Source organism: Bacillus sp. FSL M7-0307 (assembly GCF_038627835.1).
In the GTDB taxonomy this organism is placed as follows: domain Bacteria; phylum Bacillota; class Bacilli; order Bacillales; family Bacillaceae; genus Bacillus; species Bacillus altitudinis.
The window spans coordinates 1527590-1540995 of sequence record NZ_CP152023.1 but is presented as its reverse complement, the minus strand read 5'-3'; the positions used below and the strand labels follow the sequence as shown (position 1 = coordinate 1540995).

Here is a 13406-nt window from a genome sequence, read left to right as displayed (position 1 = left end):
GTGCACCTTCTCTCTTCTAACGGTTGTCTCTATACATTGTACAAAAAAAGAGCCTGTTACAGGTAACAAGCTCTTTCCTTTGATATCATTATCGTCTGATTTCTTTGATACGAGCCGCTTTACCGCGAAGTTCACGTAGGTAGTAAAGTTTCGCACGACGTACCTTACCGTGACGTACAACTTCGATCTTAGCGATTTTTGGTGTGTGTACAGGGAATGTACGCTCAACGCCTACACCGTAAGAGATCTTACGAACTGTGAAAGTTTCGCTGATTCCACCACCACGACGCTTAATTACAACACCTTCAAAGATCTGGATACGCTCACGAGTACCCTCGACAACTTTAACGTGTACACGTAAAGTGTCACCAGGACGGAACGCAGGAAGATCAGTGCGTAATTGTTCTTTTGTGATTTCTTCAATCAATTGTTGCATCGTTTTCAACTCCTTCCAACAGATGCTCATGTCCTCTTTCTTCATTGCAGCGGAACATCGTTTTCAAACTTGAATCGGCAAGCCGTCCAAGTCACAAGTAGTATCATACCACACCTGTATACCTTGTGCAATACAATCTAGTCATTATGAAGCTGCCAAAGCCATCTTTTTTCTTCATCCGTTAATGTTTTGCAAGAATCGATCAAATCTGGCCGTCTTGTATAGGTTCGCTTCAACGATTCTTTACGCCGCCACTCTTCAATTTTGGCATGATTTCCAGAGAGAAGCACATCTGGTACTTTCAATCCTTTATAATCAGCTGGTCTTGTATAGTGCGGATGCTCAAGCAGACCTGTACTAAATGAATCTTCGATATGAGACGCTTCTTTTCCAAGCACATGAGGCAAAAGCCTGACCACACTGTCTGCAATCATCATCGCCGGCAGCTCTCCGCCTGTGAGAACGAAATCTCCGATTGAGATTTCATCTGTGACAAGATGCTCCCTGATGCGCTCATCGTAGCCTTCATAGTGGCCGCAAATGAACATAAGATGCTCTTCTTTTGCAAGCTCTTCTGCTTTCTTTTGTGTATATCTTTCTCCTTGAGGACAGACAAGAATAATGCGGGGCTTCTTGTTTGCTTTTTTCGTTAAATCTTCTACCGCATCAAATACAGGCTGTGCTTTCAGAACCATGCCAGCACCGCCGCCATACGGATAGTCATCCACTGTTTTATGTTTATGATCGGAATACTCCCTAAAATTCACGACATCAAATGAGACCGCATCTTTTTCCTGAGCTTTTTTTAAGATCGATGAGTGAAGCACTCCTTCGAACATTTCAGGAAACAGTGTTAAAAAGTCAATTTTCATTCGTCAATGAGTCCTTCCATCACTTCAATGTGTACTTTCTTGGATGAAATATCAACTGTTTTGACGACAGATGGAATATAAGGGATGAGGGCATCTTTTTTGCCTTTTCTTCCAACCACCCATACATCATTTGCCCCTGGCGTTAAAATTTCTTTGATTTGACCAATCAGTTTGTCCTCTTCATCATATACTTCACAGCCGATGATTTCGTGGAAATAGAATTCCCCTTCATCTAATGAACCAAGATGTTCTTTTTCTACTTTTAAAATCGACTCTTTTAATTGCTCAGCTTCATTTAACGAGCCGACTTCTTCAAATGTCAGTAAATCAAATTGTTTGTGCTGTCTATGTGATGCGACAGTCACTTTTAGCGGTTCTTTTTGATTTTGTTTGAAAATATAAAGGACGCTGCCTTTTTTGTAGCGTTCTTCTGGGAAATCAGTCTTTGACACAACACGTACTTCTCCGCGCACTCCATGTGTATTGACGATCTTTCCGACATTCAACCATTCTAGCTCCATGTTCTCAATCACCCCTGACGTATTTCCACAATGGTGCCGTCTTTCACGACGATGACATTGTCTTGCATTTTGTCATCCCATTTATCACCTATTTTTACTTCAACCAGCGCATCCACTTCTGTTTCTTTCATTTCACTGCCAAGAGGCAAGATATGCAGCTGCTCGACTTGAAAATCAATTTGCCTCATTTTCTCTTGTCTTTTTTCAATGGCTTTTTGAAATTGAGGGATGGCTTCTTGCTGATGCGGTTCTTTTTCATGCTTTTTTAGTTGAAAATATAGTTGATTGCACTCACGTTCTAGTCTTTCTTTTTTCTCCAAAAAAGTCGTTAACAGTTTGTCCTTACTGCTTTCAGTTAATACTTGCATAACGGTGACATGTTGAATGATCTGCATCTTCCTTTTTGTCCCCCTATCCGAAGGCATTTGTCCTCTACAGTATAACGAAAAATAGATTTAAACGTGTAAAAAAAGGGGAGGTCCTAAGCCCTCTCCCTTTTTAGTCAGCAATCTCAAGTTGAACTTTCTTAGAAGACTCTGCACTTGCTGCAAACATGACTGTTCGTACCGCTTTAGCTGTACGTCCCTGCTTTCCGATCACTTTTCCGGTATCTTCAGCATTGACAGACAGTGTGTAAATGACCTGCTCATCTTTTTCTAATGAAGATACGTGAATATCTTCAGGGAAATCAACAAGTGGCTCGACGATGGACACAATCAATTCTTCCAAGGACAGCTCATTCATTATTTGCTGTTTTTCGCATTATGAAATTTTTCAAGAATTCCTTGGCTTGAGAAAAGGTTACGAACTGTATCAGATGGTTTCGCACCATTTTGAAGCCATTTAAGCGCTAATTCTTCGTTGATTTTCACCTCAGCTGGTGATACCACTGGGTTGTAAGTTCCAACTGTTTCGATGAAACGACCGTCACGTGGTGAACGAGAATCTGCTACAACAATACGATAGAAAGGAGATTTTTTTGCTCCCATACGTTTTAAACGAATTTTTACTGCCATTTTACTAGCACCTCCGAAAATATTTCAACAAGATAGTATATTAACAATGATAAAAGGGTTTGTAAAGTGTTTTTTCTTAACAACGGTTTTATCATGTATAACCAATTACATAAATGGTAATTTAAAGCCGCCTTTTTTCTTTCCTTTGGACATGTTGGTCATTTGCTTCATCATCTTTTTCATTTCGTCAAATTGTTTTAAAAGGCGATTGACTTCCTGTACAGATGTTCCGCTTCCTTTTGCAATCCGTTTTCTTCGGCTTGCATTGATGACCTCTGGCTGTTCTTTTTCTTCGGTCGTCATTGATTTAATGATCGCTTCGATGTGATTGAGCTGCTTTTCGTCTACTTGGACGTTTTTGAGCCCTTTCATTTTACCGGCTCCCGGCATCATTTGGATCAGTTCATCAAGTGGACCCATGTTGCGAACCTGCCCAAGCTGCTCGAGGAAATCATCGAGCGTGAAGCTCATTGTCCGCATTTTTTGTTCAAGCTCTTTCGCTTTATCTTGGTCAACGTTTGCTTGTGCTTTTTCAATAAGCGTGAGCACATCTCCCATGCCAAGAATTCTCGATGCCATCCGCTCCGGGTGGAATGGTTCAATTGCATCAAGCTTTTCACCTAGTGCGGCGAATTTAATCGGCGTATTTGTGACTGCACGAATTGAAAGTGCTGCCCCGCCTCGCGTATCACCGTCTAGTTTTGTCAGAACAACACCTGTTAAACCAAGCTGTTCATTAAAGCTTTTTGCGACATTGACAGCATCTTGACCAGTCATCGAGTCAACAACGAGGAAAATCTCTTCTGGATTTGCGACTTCTTTTACTTTCTGAAGTTCATCCATCAAGTCTTCATCAATATGAAGACGTCCTGCTGTATCTAAAATGACATAATCGTGATGTTCTTCTTTCGCTTTTTCAATTGCCTGTTTGGCAATTTCGACAGGACTAACTTGATCACCTAATGAGAATACGGGCATATCAAGCTGTTTCCCAAGCGTTTGAAGCTGCTGGATCGCTGCTGGTCTGTAAATATCAGCGGCCACCATCATCGGCTTGCGATTATGTTTTTTGCGAAGTAAGTTGGCAAGCTTTCCAGTTGTGGTCGTTTTACCTGCCCCTTGAAGACCAACCATCATAATGACAGTTGGAGATTTTTTCGCTACAGCGATTTTACTCTCTTCCCCGCCCATTAATTCAGTAAGTTCTTCTTTTACAACTTTAATGACCTGTTGTCCTGGGGTAAGACTTTGCATGACCTCTTGTCCAACTGCCCGCTCGCTTACTTTTTTCACAAAGTCTTTGACTACTTTAAAATTGACGTCAGCTTCAAGAAGGGCAAGGCGTACCTCGCGCATCATTTCTTTTACATCTTGCTCTGACACTTTTCCTTTGCCGCGGATTTTTGAAATCGTCTGCTGCAGTCGGTCGGCTAATCCTTCAAATGCCATACTGTGCCGCCTCCTAATCTAATTTCTCAAGCGATTCAATTAAAGCTTCTGCTTCTTCCTTTTGCGCGGAATCTGCTACAAGCTCTCTCATTTTTGTGAGAAGTTCTTTACGCTCTTTAAATTTCTTAAACAAGAGCAGCTTTTCTTCATATTGTTCAAGCATCGCTTCAGTCCGTTTAATATTATCATAAACAGCCTGTCTTGATACTTCATATTCATCCGCAATTTCACCGAGGGAAAAATCGTCTAGGTAGTAAAGCGACATGTAGCTCTTTTGTTTTGCGGTCAACAACGATTGATAGAAATCAAACAAGTAGTTCATTCTCGTTGTTTTTTCAAGCGTCATGGGCTCTCTCCCCTTTGTTAAGTTCATTCCCTTTACAACAACTAAGTTTACACGGTTCTAATCTATGTGTCAAGTTTTTATCTTGTCACTTCCTGCGGCGATATATAAATAAAAATGCCGGCAGTTTTGCCGGCATCTTGATTAGTCTTCTTGATCAATCATGTCTGAGAATAATCCGTACACATACGATTCAGCATCGAACTCTTGCAGATCGTCTACTTTTTCACCTAATCCGACAAGTTTTACAGGGATGTTGAGCTCATTGCGAATGGCAAGAACAATCCCGCCTTTTGCAGTACCGTCAAGCTTTGTTAAAGCGATACCTGTCACGTTTGTTGCTTTAGAAAATTCCTTCGCTTGCGCCATCGCATTTTGACCCGTTGTCGCATCAAGGGCAAGCAGTACTTCATGCGGTGCATCGGGCACTTCGCGTTCAATGACTCTCTTGACCTTCTCCAGCTCTTTCATCAAGTTGACTTTATTTTGCAGTCTGCCTGCTGTATCACAGATCAGGACATCTGCTTTTTTGGCTTTAGCTGATTGAACGGCATCATAGATGACCGCTGCCGGGTCAGAGCCTGCTGTTTGTTTAACGACAGGAACACCAGAGCGCTCGCCCCATACTTCAAGCTGCTCAATCGCCCCCGCACGGAACGTATCACCTGCTGCTAAAATGACGGATTTCCCTTCATTTTTTAGCTTGTTTGCCAGCTTACCAATGGTTGTGGTTTTACCGACACCGTTCACACCTACAAATAAAATAATATTTAAACGGCCGTCTTCAATGTTCAGTTCAGAGATTTGTTCCTCACCGCTATTGTAAATCTCCACGAGTTTTTCAGAGATGACTGCTTGTACTTCACTTGGGTCTTGAATGTTTCTTAATTTCACTTCTTTTTTCAGCTCATCAATCAGTTCCATCACAGTCGTGAAACCAACATCAGCACCGATTAACACTTCTTCTAGTTCTTCAAAAAAGTCTTCATCCACTTTACGATAGCGAGAAATGAGTTCATTTACTTTTCCCTGAAACGAATTTCTCGTTTTTTCAAGTCCATCTTTAAACTTTTCTGATACTGAATCGGTTTGCTGCGTAAATTTTTCTTTTAATTTCTTAAAAAAGCTCATTGGTTCAAAAACCTCCTTTAATTACTGGACAAGCTCTTTCGTTTCCTCTAGTTTGACAGATACCAGTTTTGAGACACCTGACTCCTGCATCGTGACACCGTACAGAACATCTGCTTCTTCCATGGTTCCTTTTCGGTGTGTAATCACAATAAACTGTGTTTCTTGGCTATATTTCTTTAAATACTGGGCAAAGCGGAACACATTCGCTTCATCAAGCGCTGCTTCTACCTCATCTAGCACACAGAATGGAACAGGTCTCACTTTTAAGATCGAGAATAATAAAGCGATGGCTGTTAATGCTCTTTCTCCGCCTGAAAGCAGGCTTAGATTTTGCAGCTTTTTCCCCGGCGGCTGCGCCACAATATCGACGCCTGAGTTTAGTAAATCGTTTGGATCTGTGAGCTTAAGGTCTGCTCTTCCTCCGCCAAATAATGCTTGGAAAACAGATTCAAAATGCCCGCGGATTTGAGAGAATGTCTCAGAGAAACGTTTCGTCATCTCCTGATCCATTTCTTCAATGACTTGGAATAACGTATTTTTCGCTTCTGTCAGATCATTGCGCTGTTCAGTTAAGAAGAGAAAACGTTCATTCACACGTTCATACTCGTCAATACTGCCTAAGTTCACTGTTCCAAGCTCTTCAATGGCTAGTTTGATCAATTTCACGCGTTTTCTTGCTTCATCCGGCGATAGCGTCAGATGATACATTTCTTTTGCTCCTTCAAACGAAAGGGCATACTCTTCGTTTAAGTAGGCGATGAGGTTATCAAGTTCAACTTCCATGCGGCCAAGCTTGATTTCTTCATCTTTTAAGCTTGTCGTGAGCTGTTTATACAGGCGTTTTTGCTCTTTTAGTTCACGTTCTGCGAATTCTAATGTTTCAGAAAGAGCCAGGCGCTGTTTGCGTCGCTCTGAGATAAGCGCTGTCGTTTTGTTTTTATGTTCCAGTTTCTCTTTTGCCGCTTCTTCCAGTTGTTCGGCGCCGCTTGAGCTGGATGACATTTCACTTGTTAAGAGGGACAAATCTTCTTTTGTTTCCGTCAGCGTCTTTTCAGCCTCTTCTAATTCAGCCGTTAAGCTCGAAAGTTTTTCTTGTTCATTTGCTAAAGACTGCTCTTTTTTGGCAAGCGAGATTTTCAGCTCTGTTAATTCGGAAGAAATGGTTTCTTTCGTTGAGCTTTGGGTCTGCTTCCGTTTTGTTAACGTGTTGATCTCTTCGTCAAGAGAGGTCAGTTTCTCACCTATAGATGTTTCAAGGGCTGCCTGCTCTTTGTCCTTGCTCGCAAGTTCGCTAGAGCGCTGCTGCAACTCTTCTTTTTCTTGATCATAGAGCTCTAGATGAGCGTTAATATTTTTTTCCGCTACTTGCAGTTCATATAATGTCCCTTTTAACTCTTGCTGCTTTTCTCGAAGAATTTCGCCGCGCTGACGCAGTTCATTTAATTGGACTTCGCTTGCGGCAATCGATTGCTTCGTTTCTTTTGTTTCTTTTTCAAGGATCGTTGTTTTTTCTTCCATTTCAACGAGCTGCTTTGTTAATGTTTCAATCTCTCGGTTTCTGGAGAGGAGAGAATTGTTCTTTTTCTTTACGCCTCCCCCAGTCATTGAACCGCCTGGGTTCACCACGTCCCCATCAAGGGTCACGATGCGATAACGATGTCCAAGCATTTTCGCCAGCTCATTGGCACCTTTTAAGTCTTGAACAATCAGGACCGTTCCAAGCAAATTCTGTATGACTTTTTCATACTTTTCGTCAAAGGAAACAAGGTGACTCGCTACGCCGATAAATGCGTCATGCTGCTCAGCTGTTTGAATATCTCTGAACTGAATGGTTCGTTCTTTGATGACGTTCATCGGCAGGAAGGTCGCACGCCCAAAGGAATGCTGCTTTAAGTATCCAATGGCCTGTCTGGCAGCCGCTTCATTTTCAGTAACGACATGCTGCGTGGCTGCGCCAAGTGCAATTTCAATCGCTGTTTCATGTTGCTGCTCTGTTTGAATCAGCTCTGCAATCGCCCCGTGAATACCGCCTAACCGGTCCTTTGCCTTTAAAACCTCTTTTACTCCTTGGAAAAAACCTGAGAAGTCTTCCTGCATCGATTCAAGCATTTCTTTTTTAGATTTTGCCTGCTGTACATATTGATAGGCTTGGTAAAGAGCCGTTTCTTTTTTCTCGTATTGACGCTTCATCTGCTCTAGCTTTTGTTCCGCTTCTCTAAAGCGTTTCACCTGAGCCAAAATGTCTTCTTCTCGTTCTGAAAGTTGCTTCTCGGCTTCTGTTTTCTTTTCCTTCACAGACACCCGTTCTTCGATATGTTTCTGATTATTTTGCGTTAACCGCTCTAGCTGCAAGGCTGCTTGGCGCTGTTGCTCTTCTAGTAATTTACGTTCGTTTCGGATAGAAGCTTGCTCGTTTAATAGGTCAAAATAATCGCTTTTCAGCTGTTCAATTTGCCCTTCCACATCTTCACTATGAAGAGACAGCTGATGCTGTTTTGTTTTCACTTCATCTTTTAGCTGCTGCACTTCTGTTTGCAGGCTGTCACGTGTGACTTTCTGTTGTTCAATCTTTTCCGTTAACAACGCCTGTTTTTCGGTTAAACGCACGAGCGTGTCTTCTAGCTGCCCTTGGTTAGCGGCCGCATTTTTTTTCCGTTCTTTTAGAACTTCTTTTTTCCCTTCAAGCTTTTCTAGTTCTTCACTTGTGAAAAGGAGGACTTCTTGGAGGTCATGAATCGAATCGTCAAGCGCCTGAATACGGTCTCTCGATTCTTCGATTTTGGCTTCCTTCGCTTGAATGTCTGTGGACTGCTTCATTTCATCTTGTTTGAACCGCTCGACAGCTTCACCAAGTGTTGTCCATTTTTTGTGCAGTGCTTCAATATCATGGACGGTGAGAGCAATTTCTACATTTTCAAGTTCTTCTTTCTTTTGCAGATAGTCTTTTGCAATAGATGCCTGCATTCTTAGTGGTTCTACTTGATCTTCTAGTTCATGCAGAATATCTTCCACCCGGTTTAAGTTGTCCTGCGTTTCAAACAGTTTATTCTCGGCTTTTTTCTTTCTTGTTTTATATTTCAGGACACCAGCTGCTTCTTCAAAGATGCTACGTCTTTCTTCAGCTTTACTCGATAGAATCTCTTCTACCTTACCTTGACTGATGATCGAAAAAGCTTCTTTTCCAAGACCTGAATCCATGAAAAGATCAATAATATCCTTTAAGCGGACAGATTGATTGTTAATGAGAAATTCACTTTCTCCAGAACGATAGACTCTTCTTGTCACACTGACTTCGTGAAAATCGATCGGCAAAAAGTGATCTTCGTTATCGAGCGTTAATGTCACTTCTGCTAAGTTGACTCGTTTTCTTGAGTCACTTCCTGCAAAAATGATGTCTTCCATTTTTCCTCCGCGGAGGCTTTTTGCTGATTGCTCTCCAAGTACCCAGCGGATCGCATCAGTAATATTACTTTTGCCGCTTCCGTTTGGTCCAACAACAGCTGTAACCCCTTTGACAAAGTCTACGGTCACCCGCTGTGCGAAAGATTTGAATCCTATCACGTCTAAACGTTTGAGGAACATGAGAGTGATCCTCCTTATGTATTTAAAGTACTATTATCTTACCATATGAACTGAAAAAAGATGATGGAAAACAGAGTGAAATCCCCCTGAATCACGAGGGGGATTTTATTGGTTCATATGATGTTTCTGTAATTTAGCAAGTGCTTCCTGTGCAGCATGCTGTTCCGCTTCTTTTTTTGAACGGCCATTTCCAATTCCGAGCACTTCTCCTCTAAGGGATACATTGGCTTCAAATTCCCGGTTATGTGCTGGACCTTTTTCATGCAGGATTCGGTATTCAAGTACACCTTTTCCATCTCGCTGAACAAATTCTTGAAGCTGGCTTTTAAAGTCCATGACATGTGAGAATGCCCCGTCATTAATTTTCGGGTATACATAGGCTTCTAGGAATCGTTCAACAGGCTCAAGTCCTTGATCTAAATAAAGCGCTCCGATAAACGCCTCAAATACGTCTGCTAAGAGTGCTGGGCGTTTTCTGCCGCCTGTCATTTCTTCCCCTTTTCCTAAAAGAACAAGGTCTCCGAAGGACAGCTCATGCGCTAATGACACAAGTGATGGCTCACATACGATCGCCGCTCTCAGTTTTGTTAAATCTCCCTCGCTCATGGCTGGGTACTTTGCAAATAAGAACTGTGAGATCGTCAACTCTAGAACAGCGTCCCCTAAAAATTCAAGTCTTTCATTATCCTCATAAGGTTTTTTACGATGCTCATTCACATAAGAGGAATGTGTAAAGGCTTGATAGAGTAGTTTTTCATTTTTAAAGTGTACAGAAATGCGCTGCTGAAATTCTCTGAATTGCTCTAGTTTTTTGCTCTGTTTCTGTTTGTCTTTATAGTGTTTTGGCATAGCAACCTCCAGGTAGGCGTCATCGCCTTTAAGGATACTGATTATATGGAGTCTCTCTTTCTACATGCAAGGAAACCGTGCTCCTTAGCATCTGAAAAAGGCTGACAATTGATCAGCTGAATATGTTGAAACTAACATAAATTTTCAAAGTCCCGCCATGAAAATAGACGGGACTTTGTTACGCTTATTGCTGGCTATTTATGTAGTTCACAGCGTCACCGACTGTTGCAATTTTTTCAGCATCTTCGTCAGAAATTTCCATATCGAACTCATCTTCAAGTTCCATAACTAGCTCAACTACATCAAGGGAATCAGCGCCTAAATCTTCTTTAAATGAAGCCTCCATTTTCACGTCAGCCTCATCAACGCCAAGGCGGTCTACAATAATTTTTGATACACGCTCTAATACGTCTGCCATTGCCTTTCACCTCCCCTCAAAGTATTATAGTTGATTCGTTTTTAAAAAACTAGAGAAAACGTAACGAAATTTTGATATTTCTTAGGACATAACCATTCCGCCATCCACTTGGATGGTTTGGCCTGTAATATAACCTGCTCCTTCTGAAGCTAAAAAGACAACAACGTTGCTTATATCTTCAGGCGCACCAAAGCGTGCGAGCGGGATTTGCTTAAGCATTTCTGTTTGAACATTCTCATCAAGCTTGTCAGTCATATCAGTAGAAATAAAACCTGGTGCTACGGCATTGACTGTAATATGACGGCTTGCCAGCTCTTTCGCTGTTGTTTTCGTTAAACCGATCACACCAGCTTTTGCTGCAACATAGTTTGCTTGTCCAGGGTTTCCGCAAACGCCGACAACAGATGCTACATTGATGATTCTTCCGCTGCGCTGTTTCATCATTTGACGTGTCACAGCTTTTGTACAGTTGAAGACACCTTTTAAGTTTATGTTAATGACATCATCCCATTCATTTTCTTTCATTCTCATGAGCAGGTTGTCCTTTGTAATTCCAGCATTATTCACAAGAATGTCGATTGAACCAAATGTATCAACGGCTTGTTTCATTAATGCTTGTACTTCTTCTGCATTTGACACATCAGCTTTGACAGCAAAAGCCTGCTGGCCAAGTGCTTTGATCTCATCGACGACTTCATTTGCTTTTGCTTCGTTGCCTGAATAGTTCACCACAACATTGGCACCTTTTTTCGCCAAATCGATCGCAATCGAACGGCCAATACCGCGAGATGCACCTGTTACAACGGCTGTTTTATTTGTAAGCATCAAGAATCCCCCTTGAGTGTTTGAATTGCTGCTTCAATTGTTGCTTGATCTGATACGGAAATGGTCGTCAGGCGGCGATTGACTTTTTTCACAAGACCTGAGAGCACTTTACCAGGACCAATTTCAATAAATGTTGTCACGCCTAAGTCAATCAGGCGTTCTACACTTTCTTCAAATCGAACAGGAGAATACAATTGTTCAATCAGCTTCGTTTCAATTTCATTACGTGATGTCACGATGTCTGCTGTTACGTTTGAAATCACTGGCGTCGCGGCATCAGAAATGTCTAATTTAGATAATACATCTGTGAATTTTTCAGCTGCTGGTTTCATTAATGCAGAATGGAAAGGTCCACTCACTTCAAGTGGAATTGCACGTTTTGCGCCCTTTTCTTTCGCTTTCTCTGATGCAAGTTCCACACCTTTTGCTGTACCAGAGATGACGATTTGGCCCGGACAGTTTAAGTTCGCAAGTTCTACAAGATGACCGCTTTCTGTCACTTCTTTTGTCACTTCTACAAGCGCCGCTTGGTCTAAGCCAAGAATCGCCGCCATTGCGCCTTCTCCTGCTGGAACGGCTTCATTCATTAATTCGCCGCGCTTTCTCACTGCGAAAACGGCATCTTTAAACGAAAGAGCTCCCGCTGCAACAAGGGCTGTATATTCACCCAGACTGTGCCCTGCTGCATAATCTGCTTTGATTCCGCTCTCTTCAAACTTCTTTAAGATCGCGATGCTTGTCGTTAAAAGAGCTGGCTGTGCATTATATGTCAGCGTCAGTTCTTCTGCATCTCCTTCAAAAATCATTGAAGATAAATCAAAACCAAGGGTCTGATCTGCTTCTTCAAACACAGCTTTAGATGCTGCTTCTTGGTCAAATAAATCTTTTCCCATGCCAATTTTTTGAGAGCCTTGGCCTGGGAATAAAAAAGCAATTTTACTCATGTTGCTCTACCTCCATTACGACTCATTCGTGTCTTCTTTTTGAACTTCTTGATGAATGATGGCTGAAACGTCTTTTTTAACGATATCGCGCGCCTGACGAATGGCATGAAAAATCGCATTTTCATCAGAGGAACCATGCGCTTTAATAACGGGTGCTTTTAAACCAAATAATGCGGCACCACCATATTCGGAGTAATCCATTTTAGATTTCATCTGCATTAATTTTGGCTTCATCATACCTGCTGCTATTTTAGCTGTGAAGCTGGATGTTAAGGTTTCTTTCAGCATCTTAAAAACAGAAAGGGCTGTGCCTTCGATCGTTTTAAGGGCGATATTCCCCGTGAAACCATCTGTGACAACGACATCAGCTACACCTTCTAATAAGTCACGCGATTCTACATTTCCTACGAAATTCAAATCTGATGCTTTTAATAATTCAAAGGTTTTTTTCGTTAAATCGTTGCCTTTTTTATCTTCTGTCCCGACATTTAAAAGTCCAACGCGTGGATTGCTCTTCGGGAAGACATGCTCTGCGTAAATAGATCCCATCATGGCATATTGCACAAGATGCTCTGGCTTTGCATCAACGTTTGCACCGACATCCAATAATAAGAACCCGCTACCATCAAGTGTTGGCAACGTCGGAGCAAGTGCTGGTCTGTCAATGCCATCAATTCTGCCTACGATAAACAGGCCTGCTGTCATGAGTGCCCCAGTATTTCCAGCTGAAATACAGGCATCTGCTCTTCCTTCTGAAACTTCCTGCGCCATTTTCACCATAGAAGAATCCTTTTTACGTCTCACTGCACGCACTGGTTCATCCGTTGGTTCAATGACTTCTTTTGCATCTAAGATCGTGATGCGTTCATGATTTGTTATGTATGATTTGATCTTGCTTTCATCGCCGACAAGTGTAATCTCGATATCTGAAAATGCTTCTAAGCTTTTTTGCACACCGTCAATAATGGCTTTAGGGGCATGATCTCCCCCCATTGCATCGACTGCAATTCTCATGTTATG

Annotated in this window: 15 protein-coding genes; all 15 read right to left on the bottom strand. The window is 41.9% G+C overall.

Features of this window, described 5'->3' with window-relative positions:
* Positions 1-88: 88 nt before the first annotated feature.
* Complete coding sequence (gene rplS / locus MHI41_RS07845) at positions 89-436, bottom strand: 50S ribosomal protein L19 (RefSeq protein ID WP_008344834.1); 348 nt, start codon at positions 434-436, stop codon at positions 89-91.
* Between the two features lie 137 nt (positions 437-573).
* On the bottom strand, positions 574-1308 hold the full coding sequence (trmD, locus tag MHI41_RS07840; protein ID WP_007499635.1) for a tRNA (guanosine(37)-N1)-methyltransferase TrmD: 735 nt from the start codon (positions 1306-1308) through the stop codon (positions 574-576).
* Positions 1305-1829: a ribosome maturation factor RimM gene (gene rimM / locus MHI41_RS07835; RefSeq protein WP_007499637.1), complete on the bottom strand. Its 525-nt coding sequence runs from the start codon at positions 1827-1829 to the stop codon at positions 1305-1307. Before rimM ends, trmD begins: the two co-directional genes overlap by 4 nt.
* 8 nt (positions 1830-1837) lie before the next feature.
* On the bottom strand, positions 1838-2224 hold the full coding sequence (locus MHI41_RS07830) for a YlqD family protein (protein WP_046526650.1): 387 nt from the start codon (positions 2222-2224) through the stop codon (positions 1838-1840).
* A 103-nt stretch (positions 2225-2327) separates the two neighbouring features.
* Complete coding sequence (locus MHI41_RS07825) at positions 2328-2573, bottom strand: KH domain-containing protein (protein WP_144610125.1); 246 nt, start codon at positions 2571-2573, stop codon at positions 2328-2330.
* Positions 2573-2845, bottom strand: coding sequence for a 30S ribosomal protein S16 (rpsP, locus tag MHI41_RS07820; RefSeq protein WP_008344841.1), 273 nt, complete (start codon positions 2843-2845; stop codon positions 2573-2575). Before rpsP ends, MHI41_RS07825 begins: the two co-directional genes overlap by 1 nt.
* A 105-nt stretch (positions 2846-2950) precedes the next feature.
* On the bottom strand, positions 2951-4294 hold the full coding sequence (gene ffh / locus MHI41_RS07815; RefSeq protein ID WP_008344842.1) for a signal recognition particle protein: 1344 nt from the start codon (positions 4292-4294) through the stop codon (positions 2951-2953).
* A 13-nt stretch (positions 4295-4307) separates the two neighbouring features.
* Positions 4308-4640 (bottom strand): putative DNA-binding protein, encoded by a 333-nt coding sequence (locus MHI41_RS07810; protein ID WP_008344844.1) that lies wholly within the window; start codon positions 4638-4640, stop codon positions 4308-4310.
* 141 nt (positions 4641-4781) lie between these two features.
* On the bottom strand, positions 4782-5768 hold the full coding sequence (ftsY, locus tag MHI41_RS07805; protein ID WP_017359097.1) for a signal recognition particle-docking protein FtsY: 987 nt from the start codon (positions 5766-5768) through the stop codon (positions 4782-4784).
* 21 nt (positions 5769-5789) lie between these two features.
* Complete coding sequence (smc, locus tag MHI41_RS07800) at positions 5790-9350, bottom strand: chromosome segregation protein SMC (protein ID WP_342494686.1); 3561 nt, start codon at positions 9348-9350, stop codon at positions 5790-5792.
* A gap of 105 nt (positions 9351-9455) precedes the next feature.
* On the bottom strand, positions 9456-10199 hold the full coding sequence (rnc, locus tag MHI41_RS07795; protein ID WP_017367233.1) for a ribonuclease III: 744 nt from the start codon (positions 10197-10199) through the stop codon (positions 9456-9458).
* 184 nt (positions 10200-10383) lie between these two features.
* Entirely contained in the window at positions 10384-10617 is a 234-nt protein-coding gene (gene acpP, locus MHI41_RS07790) for an acyl carrier protein (RefSeq protein WP_003212028.1), read from the bottom strand.
* An 81-nt stretch (positions 10618-10698) separates the two neighbouring features.
* Entirely contained in the window at positions 10699-11442 is a 744-nt protein-coding gene (gene fabG, locus MHI41_RS07785; protein WP_008344855.1) for a 3-oxoacyl-[acyl-carrier-protein] reductase, read from the bottom strand.
* Positions 11442-12386 (bottom strand): ACP S-malonyltransferase, encoded by a 945-nt coding sequence (gene fabD, locus MHI41_RS07780; RefSeq protein ID WP_017367232.1) that lies wholly within the window; start codon positions 12384-12386, stop codon positions 11442-11444. Before fabD ends, fabG begins: the two co-directional genes overlap by 1 nt.
* Before the next feature lie 15 nt (positions 12387-12401).
* The gene (plsX, locus tag MHI41_RS07775; protein WP_017359101.1) at positions 12402-13400 is read right to left on the bottom strand and encodes a phosphate acyltransferase PlsX; all 999 of its coding nucleotides are present in this window, start codon (positions 13398-13400) and stop codon (positions 12402-12404) included.
* Between the last annotated feature and the right edge of the window lie 6 nt (positions 13401-13406).